General features: G+C 49.9%; 9 protein-coding genes and 2 rRNA genes. 6 read left to right on the forward strand and 5 right to left on the reverse strand.

Annotated features, from left to right (window positions below; translation table 11 throughout):
- Window positions 1-120: 120 nt before the first annotated feature.
- Together ATY27_RS01930 and ATY27_RS01935 are read left to right on the forward strand one after the other, a co-directional pair.
- Window positions 121-5,277 (forward strand): S8 family serine peptidase, encoded by a 5,157-nt coding sequence (locus ATY27_RS01930; RefSeq protein ID WP_208932485.1) that lies wholly within the window; start codon window positions 121-123, stop codon window positions 5,275-5,277.
- 214 nt (window positions 5,278-5,491) lie between these two features.
- Window positions 5,492-5,725, forward strand: coding sequence for a hypothetical protein (locus ATY27_RS01935; RefSeq protein WP_208932486.1), 234 nt, complete (start codon window positions 5,492-5,494; stop codon window positions 5,723-5,725).
- A 453-nt stretch (window positions 5,726-6,178) separates the two neighbouring features.
- Here the strand turns inward: ATY27_RS01935 and ATY27_RS01940 are convergent, their stop codons facing one another.
- A complete protein-coding gene (locus tag ATY27_RS01940) occupies window positions 6,179-7,774 on the reverse strand; it encodes an isocitrate lyase (protein WP_208932487.1) in 1,596 nt (531 codons plus the stop codon).
- Between the two features lie 204 nt (window positions 7,775-7,978).
- Between ATY27_RS01940 and ATY27_RS01945 the strand changes: the two genes are divergently transcribed.
- Window positions 7,979-8,917, forward strand: a complete 939-nt coding sequence (locus ATY27_RS01945; protein WP_208932488.1) for a LysR family transcriptional regulator — start codon at window positions 7,979-7,981, stop codon at window positions 8,915-8,917.
- Window positions 8,918-9,016: 99 nt separating this feature from the next.
- Here ATY27_RS01945 and aceB read toward each other — a convergent pair whose 3' ends face one another.
- A complete protein-coding gene (aceB, locus tag ATY27_RS01950) occupies window positions 9,017-10,609 on the reverse strand; it encodes a malate synthase A (protein WP_208932489.1) in 1,593 nt (530 codons plus the stop codon).
- A 250-nt stretch (window positions 10,610-10,859) separates the two neighbouring features.
- Here aceB and ATY27_RS01955 point away from each other — a divergent pair, with 250 nt between their 5' ends.
- The gene (locus tag ATY27_RS01955) at window positions 10,860-11,480 is read left to right on the forward strand and encodes a DUF2726 domain-containing protein (RefSeq protein ID WP_208932490.1); all 621 of its coding nucleotides are present in this window, start codon (window positions 10,860-10,862) and stop codon (window positions 11,478-11,480) included.
- 206 nt (window positions 11,481-11,686) lie between these two features.
- Window positions 11,687-11,878 (forward strand): hypothetical protein, encoded by a 192-nt coding sequence (locus ATY27_RS01960; RefSeq protein WP_208932491.1) that lies wholly within the window; start codon window positions 11,687-11,689, stop codon window positions 11,876-11,878.
- A 252-nt stretch (window positions 11,879-12,130) separates the two neighbouring features.
- On the opposite strand, the gene ATY27_RS01965 is transcribed toward ATY27_RS01960, so the two are convergent.
- A complete protein-coding gene (locus ATY27_RS01965; RefSeq protein ID WP_208932492.1) occupies window positions 12,131-12,766 on the reverse strand; it encodes a hypothetical protein in 636 nt (211 codons plus the stop codon).
- A gap of 307 nt (window positions 12,767-13,073) precedes the next feature.
- On the opposite strand from ATY27_RS01965, the gene ATY27_RS01970 reads away from it, so the two are divergent.
- A complete protein-coding gene (locus ATY27_RS01970) occupies window positions 13,074-13,565 on the forward strand; it encodes a DDE-type integrase/transposase/recombinase (protein ID WP_208932493.1) in 492 nt (163 codons plus the stop codon).
- Window positions 13,566-14,448: 883 nt separating this feature from the next.
- Here the strand turns inward: ATY27_RS01970 and rrf are convergent.
- A 5S ribosomal RNA gene (rrf, locus tag ATY27_RS01980) occupies window positions 14,449-14,563 on the reverse strand.
- Window positions 14,564-14,648: 85 nt separating this feature from the next.
- Window positions 14,649-17,531 (reverse strand): 23S ribosomal RNA (locus tag ATY27_RS01985).
- Window positions 17,532-17,681 lie beyond the last annotated feature (150 nt).

The following is a 17,681-nucleotide window of genomic DNA, read 5'->3' on the forward strand; positions in this document are numbered from 1 at the left end:
AATGCTACCTCAAACCACTGCCGGTTAAATCAGCAGCCGTGATTATATCCCGTTACGCGGAAGCCCCCACTCCTGGCCTCCGTCATAACCAGAACTAAGTTCAATTCAGGGAACATCAACGTGAAACTAAAACTTATCGCTACAGCGGTAACCGCTGCTTTGTGTACAGCCGGAACTTTGCAGGCTGCCGCAGATTTGACTCCCCCCCAGCACCGGCTGATGCAGCCGCAACTGGATATCAAGGCGGTCATGGAGAGATCGGTCCAGGCTGACGAAGATTTTATGGGGCCGTTACAAGACGATGGCCTGAACGTGCAAATCCGGCCACAACAACAAAAGTTTATTGCCGAGCCAGACATCAGCGGACCTCAGGTTTATATCATCACATTATGGCAACAGCCACTGGCCACTGCCACAGTCATGCAGCAGCAAAGCCGCAAAGCGCAGGCAAAGCTGTATGATGCCGGAACGTTGGTCAGTGCTGAACTTGAACAGTATCAACAGCAGTTGCTGAATAGCCAGCAGGACCTTGTCAACGAACTTGGTGCCGTGATCGGCAGTGCCGAAATCCGCCTGCAATATACCAATGCAGTGAATGGTTTCTCCATGAAGCTGACACCAGAACAGGCGGCCGAAGTTGCAAAACATCCGCAGGTAAAGACTGTACAACGCAGTAAACTGTATCAGTTGCAGTCCGATGCCGGACCGGCACTGATTGGCGCGGACAAAGTCTGGAACGGTGTCGCCGCTCCGAACGGTTTGGCCTACAAAGGCGAAGGCGTGATCATGGGGGTCATCGATACTGGTATTAATACCGATCATCCGTCATTTGCCTCAACCAGCGATGATGGTTATCAGCATGAAAACCCCTGGGGCCCGGGCAACTATGTCGGCGACTGTACAACTGACAATCAGGAAAATCTGTGTAACGACAAATTAATTGGCGTGCGCAGCTACAAAGTAATTACCGACAAATTCAGCAGTGGTGAATGGGGCGCCTCAAGACCAACGACCGGTGAAGATTACCAAGGGCATGGCTCCCATGTTGCCAGCACAGCGGCCGGTAACATCCTGCTCAATCGTGATTTTGTGTTGCCTGCAGCAAATAATGTTTCAGATGGCGACTTAATCAAAACTAACGTCTTCCCACAATTATCCGGTGTTGCGCCTCGCGCCAATATCGTCTCCTATCAGGTTTGTTATCCGGCAAACGATGTCACCGCAGGCTGTCCGGGTGAAGCCCTGATCGCCGGGATTGAAGATGCCATCAAAGATGGGGTTGATGTCATCAACTTTTCGATCGGCGGCCAGGATTCTCACCCATGGAGCGATGACGTTGAAATGGCATTCCTGGCCGCCCGCAAGGCAGGGATTTCAGTTGCTGCCGCAGCAGGAAACTCGGGTCAGTCTGGCGGTTATCAGGAATATTTAGGGGCGATCGATCACGCATCACCATGGCTGTTAAACGTGGCCGCCAGCACCCATGGCCGGGACGTTGCAGTGGCAACAACACTGAGTAATGCTGTGGGCGGCAGTCAGGCACCGAAATGGACTGAAATTGTTGGTGGCGCTATCAACACGGCTGAAGTGAGAGGTCTGGTTGTCAACGCGGCCAGCTTTAATAACGAATTTTGTGGCAATCCATTCCCGGCAGGTTTGTTTGACAACTACAAAGACAGCAAAGGTAATCCGGTTAATGTGATTGTTGTCTGTAAACGTAACGACATCAATGATCCCAACGGTATTGCCCGCACGGTCAAAGCGGATCATGTGAAAGCCGCCGGTGGCGATGGCATGATCATGTACAATTTTGCCAATACTGACACACTGGTCAGCACAGCCAAATATTCAGTGCCGACTGCCCATATCAGCAAACAGGAATGGGATGGCCGTTTTGACAACGGTACCAACGGCTATGGTCTGAGCGACTGGCTGGCCAGCGGCAAAGACCATATGCTGACTATCGGCGCAACCCGCATCGAGCGAACGCTGGATCAGAGTAAAGCGGACTGGTTGGCGGCGTTTTCGTCCAGGGGCCCCAGCCCGTCAACGGCAGAAGCGCTGATCCCAGCCGTCGCAGCTCCAGGTGTCAGCATTTATGCTGCATTTGCTGACGAGCAACCATTTACCAAAGCACCGGCAGCAGGCGACTATGCATTCCTGAGTGGTACTTCAATGGCGTCCCCTCACGCAGCGGGCGCTATGGCGTTATTACGTCAGGCCCATCCGGCCTGGACTGCCAGCGAAATTCAGTCAGCACTGACCATGACTGCCGACAACAAAGTACAATATCGCCGCCTGAATGAAGCCACCGGTAAAGTGGGTCTCGCGTCGACTTATCGCGCTGGTACCGGTCGTATCAATGTGGCCAATGCGTTGCAGGCTGGCCTTATCATGGATGAGAGCGCCGAAGACTTCAAAGCTGCGGATCCGAAAAATGGTGGCGCCGTGCATAAACTGAACTTACCACAATTGGTCAACTTCAGCTGCAAACCAAAATGTACCTGGATCCGTACCGTTAAGGCCACCAAAGATGGCAGCTGGAAAATCAGCCAGGGCGACGTGCTGAACTGGGCTCCTGACATGAACAACCAGGCCAAACAAAATGGTGTGACTATTAAAGCCAGTCCGGAAGAATTCAGCTTAAAAGCCGGCGAAACCATCCATATCGTGGTTGAAGCTTCGATTATGGATACCCAGGATATTTTCAGTAATTCTGAAGTAGAACTGCATTCAGAGCTGCGCTTTACCGAAGTGAACGGCAAGAGCCCACAGGCGCGCTGGCCTGTGGTATTTGCTTTTGATAACAACAACATGCCGGGTAACTTAGAAGCGGTAGCACACCGTAACAGTGGCAGTACCCTGTTTAAAGGTATTCAACTGCCCGAAGGTCAGGCTTATGGCCGCGTCGCAGCACCGGTTAAAGCCGAAGTGAAAACCATCGAACTGCCTAAAGATGATGACAACATTTCGCCCTGGTGGAGTGGCATGGATGTCGCCGCTACACCAATGTCGCAGCGGATGGACGAAGCCACCTTCAGGGACACAGTAGATGTACCGGCCAATGCCCGCCGCCTGATCGTCGAGAGCCTGGGCGTGTCAGAGACAGCCTACCGCGGTACAAACGATGAAGGCAATCTGACCGTCTATGTCGGGAAAGATTACAACGGTAACGGACAGCCGGATCTGGACTCCGAATTGCTCTGTGTCTCCAGCCATGTAGTCTTTAATAACTTCTGTAATATCAATAACCCTGAGCAAGGTAAATACTGGGTAGTGTTATGGAACTCTATTGCGGGAGCAACTAACAACCCAATTAAAACCATTGAGAAGTTCAAATATGCCACCGCGGTAGTCACAGACCAGAACGCAGCCAGCATGAGCGTGGATGTGCCGGTGTCAGACGGACAACAACCGGTGGATGTGAAACTGAACTGGAATCTGCCGGCGATGCAAGCTGAGGATCTGTACTATTCGGTGCTGGATTTTGGTACTTCGCAGCAAAACGCCGGCAATATCGGTAAAGTCGCGTTGAAGCTGCGCCGTGGCGTGGATGATGTCAGCCTCGATGTGCCACAAACAGCGGCAAAAAAAGGCGACAAAGTGCCTTATACCTTCGAAGTGCTGGCTAATGACAGCGGCCAGGAACGCGACTTTACCATCACGGCCAAGATCCCAGCGGGCCTCAGTCTGCGTAAAGAGGATGTACTGACCTCCAGCAAATTGATGGTGGATGATATCAGCGTCAGCGGTGACACTCTGACCATCAAAGGCAGCCAGCCTGATCTGTCGAACCTGGAACCTGGTTATGTGATCACCACCAACGCCACAGACGCCAGTTGTAAAATCCCTGATTTTGGTAACAGCAATCCGGGTGGTTACGTCAACCTGGAAAGCTTTGGCATCAACCCGGTATTCAGCGGTTTTGCACCAGTGGAGTACGACAAAAACGGGCTTGCTGTGAATGGAAAAGACAACAATATTCTGACCCGCAGCGGCATCAATATTCCAGTGAAAGACTTCTTTGCCGGCTATCGTGACAGTTTCCATTTGTACAATACCGGTGAGATCTTAAATCAGAACAAACAAAACTCGGTAAACATTCACGCCTTTGGTGTGGTGTCACTGTGGCAGCAACCGTTCTTCTTCCCATATACCCTTGGCTTCCCGTACCAAAGCTTCCCATATGAGTCGATCGGGATGTTGTGGCGTGGTCGCTCCTTGCTGGGTGGTTCAGAAATAATGAGTGTTCCTCTGGTCGCTTCCGGCCAGAAAGCCGGGATCTCGATTGCTTATACGCAAACCGGCTGGGGTATTATTGAATTTGACGATGCCCGCTCGTATGCATCGGCAGGCCGGGACGCTAAACGTGTCTACCAGTGGGATGCCAAAGATGACCGGTTTGACTTCCAACTGGTGTTCAACGCGGACACCCGTTTTGGTGATAACGAACATGAGTTCTACATGGCTTATGACAATATCAGCTTTGGTACACAAGACCAGCGCGGAGCTATTGGTCTACAGGGCTTTAAAGGTCAAATCACCAGCTTTGGTCCGCTGACGCAGTATCGCGGTGAACAATATGCCATGGATGACCTGGTCAACCGTACTTTTGGTCTCAAAGACAAAATCCACAATGGTTTGGTGCTGTGTTATGACTACAAGGGCCCGGAAAGTTCGCAATTTGAAGTCACCGCCTGGACCACCGTTAATAGCAAGGCTGCCGGTACTGCCCAGCAAATGACTGCAGTGGCTAAGTTTGACGGTCAGCCGGATGCAAATCTGAGCCATCAGCTGAACGTACCGGGCAATATCACGCTTGGCGCTATCACTGATAAAACGGTGGCAGAAAATGCGGTGCTTAAAGATGTGGTGGTGTCTTACGCCGACGAGGAAAACAGTGTCAACACTATCAGCGTCAGTGGCAAGAACATCAAAGCCACAGCGTCTGGCCATAAATCCGGCTCGACACTGACTATCACACCGGATGCCAATTTCCATGGCAGTACAGACGTGACGGTGACAGTCGCCGATGCAGAAAATCCGGGCGATAAAGCCAGCACCAGCTTTAAACTGACAGTAATTTCAGATGGTGTGGAAAAAGGTTGTACGAACAGTGCGGCTACTAACTATAACCCGGGCGCCAATACCGATGATGGTAGCTGCCAGTTGCCAGCAACGGCACAAGAACCAACGAGTAAATCATCCGGGGGTAGCTTTGGGATCTTTGGTCTGACCCTGCTTGGTTTGGCTGGCTGGAATCGCCGGCGTCACTAAGTGACAGCATCACAACGTATTTCCCGACAGGAACCCACGGAAGGGCCTGCAAAAAAGCAACACTGTGATTGTTAATGAACAAGGCCCTGCGATTTCGCAGGGCCTTTTTACCTATAGTCCTGAAGCATTCAATTTTCTGTCATCTGCGGCCGATAGACTGCGCGGCATCAGCTAACCAGCTGACTCTGGATTGCAGTTTAGCGGAGACGTACAAATGTATGATAAACGGATGTTAAAGCTGTTATTGTGTGAACGCCTGGCGCTGGCGCAGGTCCCATTCAGCCGGCATGGTAATCAAATCCGCACGGCGCGTGCTTCAGTAGAATTTCAGGAACACTCGCTGGTATTGGTCAAAACCGGCAAAGCCGAACGCCATCTGCCTTACCACAAAGTCCGTCTGAGTCAGTTGTTATTGAATCTGCAGCCGCAAGGCGAATTCAGCGCCTGAATCTTGCCTGGACATCACGGAAAATCTCTGGGTACCACGTACTGGGTACCACGTACCTGCATTTTCCGTGTACCGTCCTTCCGTGGACATCACGAAAAATTGCTCCTGCATTTTCCGTGTACCGCCCTTCCGTGGACATCACGAAAAATTGCTCCTGCATTTTTGTCGGCCATTCGCAGAGCGAATGGCGTTCATCAGGCGTAACGCCAAACTGTTGGCGTTACGAAAGCCCTGATTCACTGTACCGCCCTTCCGTGGACATAAAAAATTGCCTGGAGCAATTTTTAACAACGCAAAGCGTTGGCCTGAAAGGTGAGCGCCATGGATGGCGCGAATAAAAAAGGCAGCCAATCTTTGGCTGCCAACAGTCGATTCACCCGACCACGTAAAACTTTTTTCAGCAATTGCCGGCAACCTGTCTGTAATTGCCGGCTGGTCACAAATCAGTGCCCCTCAGAACTGATTCATGGTGTTGTCTTTACCGGCTGCTTTTAATGCAGCTTCACCGGCAAAGTACTCTTTATGATCATCGCCGATGTCCGATCCCGACATATTCTGGTGTTTTACGCAGGCGATACCCTGGCGGATCTCCTGACGTTGCACACCTTTGACGTAACCCAGCATCCCCGCCGCGCCGAAGTACTCTTTGGCCAGATTGTCGGTCGATAAGGCCGCTGTGTGATAAGTCGGCAGCGTAATTAAGTGGTGGAAGATACCGGCACGTTTTGCCCCATCGGCCTGGAAGGTCCGGATCCGTTCATCGGCTTCCAACGCCAGATCTGTGCTGTCGTAATCCACACTCATCAGTTTGGCGCGGTCATAGGCAGACACATCTTTTCCGGCGGCTTGCCATGTATCAAACACCTGCTGACGGAAATTCAGCGTCCAGTTAAACGACGGGCTGTTGTTGTAGACGAGCTTGGCGTTTGGCACCACCGCGCGGATCCGGTCCACCATCTCGGCAATTTGGCCGACATGTGGTTTTTCCGTTTCTATCCACAATAAGTCCGCGCCATGCTGCAGCGATGTAATACAGTCCAGTACAACACGGTCAACCCCAGAACCGGCTTTGAACTGGAACAGGCCGCTGGCCAGGCGTTTTGGTTTCAATAGTTTGCCATTGGCTTTCACCACGACATCGCCATTTTGAATGTCGTCTGCGCTCTGAATGTATTCGCCATCCAAAAAGCTGTTATACAAGTCGCCCAAATCACCCGGCTCGTTGGTGACAGCAATTTGTTTGGTCAAACCGGCACCCAATGAATCAGTGCGCGCCACGATGATGCCGTTTTCGATGCCAAGCTCCAGGAAGGCATACCGCACCGCATTAATCTTTGCCAGAAAATCGGCATGTGGCACTGTGACTTTACCGTCCTGATGGCCACATTGTTTTTCGTCTGACACCTGGTTTTCAATCTGAATGGCGCAGGCACCGGCTTCGATCATTTTTTTCGCCAGCAGATAAGTCGCTTCGGCGTTACCAAAACCGGCATCAATGTCGGCAATGATTGGCACGACGTGCGTTTCAAAATTATCGATCTTAGCCAGGATCTCAGTCACTTTGCTTTGCTGGTCCGCGGCACGCGCAGCATCCAGTTCACGGAACAGGCCGCCAAGTTCACGGGCGTCCGCTTGTTTTAAAAAGGTATACAGCTCTTCAATCAGCGCCGGTACTGCCGTTTTTTCGTGCATCGACTGATCAGGTTGTGGCCCGAACTCAGAACGCAGCGCAGCAATCATCCAGCCCGACAGGTACAGGTAGCGCTTTTTCGTGCTGCCAAAATGTTTCTTGATAGCAATTAGTTTCTGCTGACCGATAAAACCATGCCAGCAACCGAGTGACTGGGTGTAGCTGGCGCTATCGTCGTCATACTCTGCCATGTCGCGGCGCATAATATCGGCGGTATATTGTGCGATATCCAGACCGCTGTTAAATCTGTTCTGCAGTTGCATCCGGGTCGCATATTCAGCACTGATTGCATTCCAGGCGCTGCCATTGACTTTGACACTTTGTTCCAGTTGCTGGACTTTCTGTAAGTAGGCTGACATCACTGCATCCTCATCGGGTTCTGGCTATTGGGTTTGTTCCTTTAGCAGCACTGCAAGACTTCTTTGTGCCTTGCGCTGTTGCATTTCACTATAGGTTTCAATAAACCAATTCATCTAGTTGATTTTTCTGATGCCCATCATTCATTATATGAATATCAAAATATCAACATCTGCCGTCATTAGCGCCATTTCACAGGGGATTTGATGAATATCAGCAAAATCGACTTAAACCTGCTGGTCTATCTGGATATGTTGCTCAGGGAGAAAAATGTCACCCGGGCCGCCAACCAGTTAAATATTACTCAGCCAGCAATGAGCAACGGTTTAAAACGCCTGCGCGACCTGTTAAACGACCCGATTCTGGTGCGGACTTCTGAAGGCATGGTGCCAACCGAACGCGCCAAGGAGTTGGCGCCAGTGGTCCGTGGTGTCCTGTTGACGTTGGAGGAAACCCTGCAGCCCAACAAAGAGTTTGAGCCAATACACAGCCATCGGGTATTTCGCATTATGGCCAGCGATTATGCGGCTTCAACGCTGATCCCGGCCTTACTGAAACGCCTGCGGGCGCAGGCGCCAGGTACATCGCTGGACATCATGACACCGTCTGACGTGACCTTTCATGATGTCGAGAACGGCAAAGTGGATATGGCGATTAACCGCTTTGATCAACTGCCACAGTCATTCCACCAAAAAACCATCTGGAAAGATGCCTTCGCTTGCCTGGTGCACAAACAAAACCCCATTTTGCAGAATTTCAATTTAGATACCTATCTGAAAGGACAGCATATTTGGGTCAGTAAAACCGGCTTTGGTGTTGGCGTCGGGATGGACCCGGCCGATGTACAAAAACTCGGCTGGGTAGACGAGGCATTAGCTAAATTTGGCAAACAACGAAACATCAGCGTATTTACCCGCAACTATCATGTCGCGATGCACCTGGCTGTTGAGACCGATTTAATTGCGACATTACCTTATCGCGCAGCAATGTTGTACCGGAACGATACAAGCATGCAGGTACTGGATCCGCCATTCCCGATCCCATCGATCGAACTGAAAATGATTTGGAGCCCATTGTTGCATCAGGATGCCAGTCATATCTGGTTGAGGCGATTAATTGTAGAAATTGCGGATGAATTGAGTTAGACAGCGATAGTCAAAAAGCTCGGCAGACAAGGCACTGCGCTTGCGTCATATCTTTGATAAAAAAAGAGGGGCGGTTGGGATGCCCCTCTTTGCTTCGGGTTACACTAAAAGCTCATACGCTGGCAGGGTTAGGAAGTCCACCAACTCATCAGCTGTGGTGATACTTAGCAATAAAGCCGCGGCTTTGTCAAAGGATTGTTGTTGCCACTGTTCAATACCAACTTCAGCCCGTACCACTTCGCATTCTTCCGCCAACATCGACGTAAATAAGGCTTTGGTAATTAACTGCCCGTTTGACAATGACTTACCATGCTTAATCCATTGCCAGATCGACGTTCGGCAGATTTCTGCAGTAGCCGCATCTTCCATCAGCCCATAAATCGGCACGCAACCTTTACCACTGATCCAGGCGGCAATATATTGCAGCGCAACCCGAATATTGATCCGCATCCCGGCTTCCGTACGATCCCCTTCGCTCGGTTGCAGCAGCTCGGCCGCAGTAATAGGCGCATCCTGCTCACGCAAGACATGCAACTGATTTGGCTGGTCGCCAAGTTTGGCATCAAATACTGCATTGGCTGTCGCAGCGAGCCCCGGATGCGCCACCCAAGTGCCGTCATGACCATTGTTGGCTTCCAACGATTTATCTGCCGTCACTTTTTGCAATATTGCCGCATTGGCCGTCGGATCTTTGGCAGGGATAAATGCCGCCATCCCGCCCATCGCCAGCGCGCCACGTTGATGGCAGGTTTTAATCAGCAGTCTTGAATATGCACTTAAAAATGGCTGGTTCATCGTAACCACTTGTCGATCTGGCAGAACCCGATCTGAGTGATTTCTTAACGTTTTGATATAGCTGAAGATATAGTCCCAGCGCCCGCAGTTCAGTGCCACGATATGGTCTTTCAAGCTATACAGGATCTCGTCCATTTCAAACACGGCCGGCAAGGTTTCTATCAACACAGTGGCGCGAATGAAGCCAGTCGGCTGCTGAAAACGGCTTTCTGTAAATCTGAACACTTTATCCCACCAAGCCGCTTCTTTGTGACTTTGTAGTTTTGGCAGGTAGTAATAGACACCAGTCCCTTTTTGCTTGCGGATCTGATAGTTATGGAAAAAATACAATGCGAAATCAACCAATGATCCCGGTACTTGCACACCATCAACCTCTAAATGACGCTCCCATAAGTGCAATCCGCGCACCCGTGCAATCAGCAGCGCCGGATTGTCACGCAGCGCATATTGCTTACCGGATTGCGGATCGCTGTAACTGATAGTGCCCTGATTCGCATCACGCATATTAATCTGACCTTCAATCACACCCTGCCAGCTTGGAGCCTGCGAGTCTTCGAAGTCGGCCATAAATACTTTCACATCGGCGTTTAGTGCATTGATGATCATCTTCCGATCCACGGGTCCGGTGATCTCGGTACGGCGATCCTGCAAATCCACGGGGATCGCGGCAACTTGCCAGTCGCTTTGACGGATATGCGCAGTTTCAGGCAAAAAATCCGGTAACGCACCGGCATCAAACCTCGCCTGTACCTGCTGGCGTGTTTTCAGTAATTGTTGCAGTTCAGGCCTGAACTCTCGGATGAGGTCAACAACAAAGCTGCAGGCTGTCTCAGTCAGAATTTGCTGATACTCCGCGTTAAGCGGACCTTTAATGGTCAATCCGGCGCAATTTATCATTGGTGATTCCTCTGGAGTTGGCTTATCTGTGCGTTACGACGCACCTTTATAACATCGAAGCTACGAAAAGTTGTTGCAGCACTATAGGCCGAATTGATGCATCACAGCCATTAATGCTAGCAATGACTGGCATCACTGAAAATTATGAGTCAATGCTTGGCATGGCGGACTTTCTGGCACGACTTCTGCTTTACATCAGCACGGTACTTCGCCGTTTCTGCTGAACGTCAAAATTTTGTCTGAGGTGACTATGGAACTGATCATTTTGTTACTGGTAGCGCTGGCTGTATTGGCGGCTTTAGTTGTAAACCGGTTTATTCATCATGGAAATCCATTTCCATTTCATAAGAAAACACAGTTGTTTACGCACATCGAGCGTTCATTTCTGCATTTGCTGGAACGCGCTGTTGGCGGCCAATACAAAATTATTAATCGGGTCAAGCTGGCAGATATTCTGGAATTAAAAGACAACGCAGACAACAAAACGCGACGTGCAGCGTCACTCAAACTGAATGCCAAATATCTGGACTATGTACTGTGTAATACCGACGATATGTCAATTGTCGCAGTGATTGATCTGGTTAATAACGCAAACAAAGACGGCCACAAAGCTGTACCTGACTGGTTTGTCAGCGGCGCACTCGAGGCTAGTGGGATCCCTTATATCCGCATGAAAATTAAAGCTGGCTATACAGTTGCCGATATACAACAAGGGCTCGCTGCGAAGCTCGGCAATATACCGATGGCAGCACCTCCTGTTGTCAAAGGCACAGTGAAAAAAGGGCCGACCCGCCCTGTCAGACCGCTGACACCTTCACTGCCACCACAGACTATGAAACCGAATACCACGGCATTGGTCCAGATTGGCTGACCAATACCAACAGAACCTTGACGCTTTGGAAATATCATAAGTCACTCCTAGCGAAAAGCCCCCGGCCCCGTTTGCTGCAACAAACGGGGCTTTTTTATTGTCGTTTTGCCAGCTGATTCAGCGTCTTTACGAATAATCATAGTTTCGGTTCAAGCTGGTAACATTGGTGCCGATAACGCTAGAGATGTAACGGCATGGGAGGAACTATGACTGATAGCATCAGTAGCCTGGCTGTAAGTCAGAGCTACGAAATGTTGGGTGCAGCGTTAGCTAAAACCCAGCAGAAACAAGAAGCCCGGATGACAATGCAATTGTTACAAAGCGCAACTGTTGCAGCGCCAGCAGCCACCGTTTCTCCGGTTGGTAATCTGGGTCAAAATATCGATGTAATGGTTTGATAACAGCGGATCTGTGTAATCAGATCCGCTTTTTATCCAGTAATCTATACCTGTTCTAAAGACAATGTTCTGTGAACTTTGCCGAATTTTTGGATTAAATGCTACAAAAGGCTACAGACCAATAATTTTTGATAGCGGTCAGTCGAACCTGTTCCTGCTGTAACGATGATCAACGTACTGCACCACTACCTGTAGAATTCATCTGCATTTTGGCAAACATTTCTGATGTATCTTTGCTCGATATATAATCAATTATCTGGTAACTGCGAATACGGATCGGACCATGTTCTGACGAAACTGCCAACTCCGAAGTAAAAGATCCTGTCGGAGTCCGAAATCGCTGGTATGCAAATATGTCATCGGCCTGTATTCCACCATAAACATATCGCGGTACAGAATCTGGAAATCTAGTCGTTTATCATCCTGAAGTAAGCGCTTGGGTGTGCCTTTTGGTAATTCAACATTAAACAAATACGCCATTTTTTCGTGCGCGGGCAGGTAGCCTGAGTAAGAACGATTCTTTAGTTCACGTAATTTTTTAGCTACATCAACAAGTTGTGCAATAAATCCAAACTTTTCAGACAACTCTCCAAATGGTTTTGCCCACGGTTTGCGCAATGTAGTCTGCTGACGAATCAGCCCTGATTGTTGCTCAATTAATGCAATCAATAGCGATGTACACACTCCTGTTTGCTTCACAACAAAATCTATATCAACCGCATACTCAAGCATATGGGGTGAAAAATAAGTCAAAAACGGTGCCGAGCTAGGCTGGTCAGGATTTTCACACCGATATTGAAAGGCTTCAGTAAAGCGTTTCTCTTCACTGAACACCGTAAAAGTCATAACTAACATTAAAAAAACTACGTACCGAAACGTAAATTTCATGATATTTTCCTCAGTGGTTAGAAGTGGCACCGGAAATTTAGAACATTAATTCGAACGTTGTAGAGCAACTCATTTGTTATCATTTTTTTATCATTTATTTATCACATCATTTCCTTGAATAGGGCCGTACTGTTGTATAGCAAACACTAATATGGAAACAAAAGTACCAATCTTGCTGGCAATCCATTGATTCAACTTACTAAAACTCCCCCTCAACTCTCTTAATGTCGGATGAATTCAAAAACATACGCTGACAAACCCGTTGACTGAGCAGTATCCAACTGGAATGGTCTGTGCGTTGTTTGGAATGTCCAGGTCGGCCTTTTATGGCTGGCTTGCCAAGCCGGTTGATGAAGGACGTACGTTGTTGCGCCAACGAGTCAGCACGATTTTCGATGACAGCAAAGGCTCTGCCGGAAACTGCAGCTTCGTTGCAATTCTGCGCCGTGAAAGAGTTCGTATTGGTCGTTTTAAAATCATGCGATTGATGGAAGAATTGCAGTTGCAAAGCAAACAACCAAGAGCGCATCGCTACAAAGTTGCCACGGCTGAACGGCTTGATATTCCAAATACACTGGCACGCGAATTTAAGCCTTCCGCAGCCTATCAGGTTTGGTCCGGAGATATCAGGTACATCTGGACTGGGCGTTGGGTATATCTGGCTGTGGTGCTGGATTTGTATCGGCGACGAGTGGTGGGTTATGCCATATCAGACAAGGCGGATGCGGCGATAGCTGCGTTAGACATGGCATGCCAGCAACGTGGAAAACCCAAAAGCGTGCTGTTTCATTCAGACTAAGGCTGCCAATATACAGCACTGGCCTTCAGGCAAAGATTATGGCGTTACCAAATCTCTCAAAGCATGAGCCGGCGCGGTAACTGCTGGGATAATGCCCCGACAGAGCGGTTATTCCGCAGCCTGAAAACAGAATGGGTCCCAACAACGGGTTATAAAGATTTGCTTGAGGCAAAAGCCGATATCAGCCAGTACTTGTTGGGGTATTACAACCATCGGCGACCGCACAGCTTTAATGCTGGGCTACCGCCGGCAATAGTAGAACAACCTAAGTTAGTGTCCGGAAATAGTTGACCACTACAGATGAAGTGCGGGTGGCTTCGTGGGAGTCTGCACCCTCGCGGAGCTTCGGGTGTGCTCATCAGCTGTGTGACAGCCAGCAACGCCAAACTGTTTGCGTTCTTAAACCCCTGCCCACTAATGGTTCGGTTGGCATGATGAAGTGCGGGTGGCTTCGTGGGAGTCTGCACCCTCGCGGAGCTTCGGGTGTGCTCCACCGGAATGACGCCAAACTGTTGGCGTCATTAATTCCCGGTGTCGCTGTCCTAGTTGCTCACCCCATCCATGGGGTTCGCCGCTTCGCGGCCCGCTGAAGCGGTCCAAAAACGTTCCTGACGTTTTTGTCGCATGGGATTGCCCCACTCGAGCAATATTCCGTCAGGATGCCATAAAGCAAAAGGCCCACTCGACTGAGTGGGCCCTTTGGCTTTATTGGGAGCCTTCATATCCCTCGCGGAGCTCGGGATTGCTCAATCGGAAGAACGCAAACAGTTTTGCGTTCTTAAATCCCGATTTCGCTGTACTACTCTCCAAGTACTTCATCGCCAGAATCACGATAAATAAAAAAGCCCCAGTCTTTCGACTGGGGCTATTTTATTTATTGGGAGCCTGGCGGTGTACTACTCTCGCATGGCAACTGCCACACTACCATCGTCGCAGCTGCGTTTCACTTCTGAGTTCGGAATGGATTCAGGTGGTTCCACAGCGCTATTGCCACCAGGCAAAAACTGTTTGTCTGTCTTTAACTAAGTAAGCTGATAATTCGTTTCACAACAACACACGCACTCAAAACAACTTGGGCGTTGTATGGTTAAGCCTCTCGGGCAATTAGTATGAGTTAGCTTAACGTGTCACCACGCTTCCACACCTCACCTATCAACGTTGTGGTCTCCAACGACCCTTATGTGTGCTCAAGGCACAAGGGATGACTCATCTCTTGGCCGGCTTCCCGCTTAGATGCTTTCAGCGGTTATCCGTTCCGAACGTAGCTACCGGGCAGTGCCATTGGCATGACAACCCGAACACCAGCGGTTCGTTCACTCCGGTCCTCTCGTACTAGGAGCAACTCCAATCAATCATCCAACGCCCACGGCAGATAGGGACCGAACTGTCTCACGACGTTCTAAACCCAGCTCGCGTACCACTTTAAATGGCGAACAGCCATACCCTTGGGACCGACTTCAGCCCCAGGATGTGATGAGCCGACATCGAGGTGCCAAACACCGCCGTCGATATGAACTCTTGGGCGGTATCAGCCTGTTATCCCCGGAGTACCTTTTATCCGTTGAGCGATGGCCCTTCCATACAGAACCACCGGATCACTAAGACCTACTTTCGTACCTGCTCGACGTGTCTGTCTCGCAGTTAAGCTGGCTTCTGCCTTTGCACTAACCGTACGATGTCCGACCGTACTTAGCCAACCTTCGTGCTCCTCCGTTACTCTTTAGGAGGAGACCGCCCCAGTCAAACTACCCACCAGACACTGTCCGCAGTCCCGATAAGGGACCTACGTTAGAACATCAAACATACAAGGGTGGTATTTCAAGGACGACTCCATCAGAACTGGCGTTCCAACTTCATAGTCTCCCACCTATCCTACACATGTAGGGTCAATGTTCAGTGCCAAGCTATAGTAAAGGTTCACGGGGTCTTTCCGTCTAGCCGCGGGTATACGGCATCTTCACCGCAATTTCAATTTCACTGAGTCTCTGGTGGAGACAGCCTGGCCATCATTACACCATTCGTGCAGGTCGGAACTTACCCGACAAGGAATTTCGCTACCTTAGGACCGTTATAGTTACGGCCGCCGTTTACCGGGGCTTCGATCAAGAGCTTCGCTTGCGCTAACCCCATCAATTAACCTTCCGGCACCGGGCAGGTGTCACACCCTATACGTCCTCTCTCGAGTTTGCAGAGTGCTGTGTTTTTAATAAACAGTTGCAGCCAGCTGGTCACTGCGACTCTCCGATGCTTACAGAGCAAGTCTTTCACATTAGAGAGCGTACCTTCTCCCGAAGTTACGGTACTATTTTGCCTAGTTCCTTCACCAGAGTTCTCTCAAGCGCCTTGGTATTCTCTACCTGACCACCTGTGTCGGTTTCGAGTACGGTCAACAGTACCTGAAGCTTAGAGGCTTTTCCTGGAAGCGTAGCATCAGCAACTTCACCACCGTAGTGGCTCGTCTCGTATCTCAGCATTAAGGAACCGGATTTACCTAATCCCTCTGCCTACGTACTTTCACATGGACTACCAACGCCATGCTTGCCTAGCTTTCTCCGTCCCCCCATCGCAGTACTGTCGGTACGGGAATATTAACCCGTTTCCCATCGACTACGGCTTTCGCCCTCGCCTTAGGGGCCGACTTACCCTACCCTGATTAGCATGGGATAGGAACCCTTGGTCTTCCGGCGGGGGAGTTTTTCACTCCCCTTATCGTTACTTATGTCAGCATTCGCACTTCTGATACCTCCAGCAGACTTCACAATCTACCTTCGCAGGCTTACAGAACGCTCCTCTACCACTTGCACATAATGCAAGTCCACAGCTTCGGTGCATGGTTTGAGCCCCGTTACATCTTCCGCGCAGACCGACTCGACTAGTGAGCTATTACGCTTTCTTTAAAGGGTGGCTGCTTCTAAGCCAACCTCCTAGCTGTCTATGCCTTTCCACATCGTTTTCCACTTAACCATGACTTTGGGACCTTAGCTGGTGGTCTGGGTTGTTTCCCTTTTCACGGCGGACGTTAGCACCCGTCGTGTGTCTCCCGAGTAGTACTCATTGGTATTCGGAGTTTGCAAAGGGTTGGTAAGTCGGGATGACCCCCTAGCCTTAACAGTGCTCTACCCCCAATGGTATTCGCTCGAGGCGCTACCTAAATAGCTTTCGAGGAGAACCAGATATCTCCCGGCTTGATTAGCCTTTCACCCCTATCCACACGTCATCCCCTAATTTTTCAACATTAGTGGGTTCGGTCCTCCAGTTAGTGTTACCCAACCTTCAACCTGCACATGGATAGATCGCCGGGTTTCGGGTCTACGCCTTGCAACTATTCGCCCAGTTAAGACTCGGTTTCCCTACGGCTCCCCTATTCGGTTAACCTCGCTACAAAACGTAAGTCGCTGACCCATTATACAAAAGGTACGCAGTCACCCCACAAGGAGGCTCCCACTGCTTGTACGTACACGGTTTCAGGTTCTATTTCACTCCCCTAACAGGGGTTCTTTTCGCCTTTCCCTCACGGTACTGGTTCACTATCGGTCAGTCAGGAGTATTTAGCCTTGGAGGATGGTCCCCCCATGTTCAAACAGGATGTCTCGTGTCCCGTCCTACTCGTTTTCATTGATAACAACGCTTCGTGTACGGGGCTATCACCCTGTATCGCTCATATTTCCAGATGATTCCACTGCATTGCTATCAACTTAAGGGCTAGCCCCCTTTCGCTCGCCGCTACTAAGGGGATCTCGGTTGATTTCTTTTCCTCGGGGTACTTAGATGTTTCAGTTCTCCCGGTTCGCCTCGTATGACTATGTATTCATCATACGATAGTGTGTAAACACACTGGGTTTCCCCATTCGGACATCTGTGAGTCTAACGTCTCTTACCGACTTCTCACAGCTTTTCGCAGGTTAGCACGTCCTTCATCGCCTCTGACTGCCAAGGCATCCACCGTGTACGCTTAGTCACTTAACCATACAACCCCAAATTGTCTTTGACGTCGTACGTTGTTGTGAGTAAGGTTCACAATAAAATTGTTGACCTTATTTATTACTTTCTATCAGCTTACCTAATTGTTAAAGAGCAGTATGAGCGTAAAGCTCAAATCACAACACACCGCAGTGC

This window comes from Rheinheimera sp. F8, assembly GCF_001518915.1.

What these genes read in the sequence shown, in the direction of transcription:
- ATY27_RS01935 (WP_208932486.1), top strand. Translation starts at nt 5,492, where the DNA reads ATGTATGATAAACGGATGTTAAAGCTGTTATTGTGTGAACGCCTGGCG.
- ATY27_RS01940 (WP_208932487.1), bottom strand. Translation starts at nt 7,774, where the DNA reads ATGTCAGCCTACTTACAGAAAGTCCAGCAACTGGAACAAAGTGTCAAA.
- ATY27_RS01945 (WP_208932488.1), top strand. Translation starts at nt 7,979, where the DNA reads ATGAATATCAGCAAAATCGACTTAAACCTGCTGGTCTATCTGGATATG.
- aceB (WP_208932489.1), bottom strand. Translation starts at nt 10,609, where the DNA reads ATGATAAATTGCGCCGGATTGACCATTAAAGGTCCGCTTAACGCGGAG.
- ATY27_RS01955 (WP_208932490.1), top strand. Translation starts at nt 10,860, where the DNA reads ATGGAACTGATCATTTTGTTACTGGTAGCGCTGGCTGTATTGGCGGCT.
- ATY27_RS01960 (WP_208932491.1), top strand. Translation starts at nt 11,687, where the DNA reads ATGACTGATAGCATCAGTAGCCTGGCTGTAAGTCAGAGCTACGAAATG.
- ATY27_RS01965 (WP_208932492.1), bottom strand. Translation starts at nt 12,766, where the DNA reads ATGAAATTTACGTTTCGGTACGTAGTTTTTTTAATGTTAGTTATGACT.
- ATY27_RS01970 (WP_208932493.1), top strand. Translation starts at nt 13,074, where the DNA reads ATGTCCAGGTCGGCCTTTTATGGCTGGCTTGCCAAGCCGGTTGATGAA.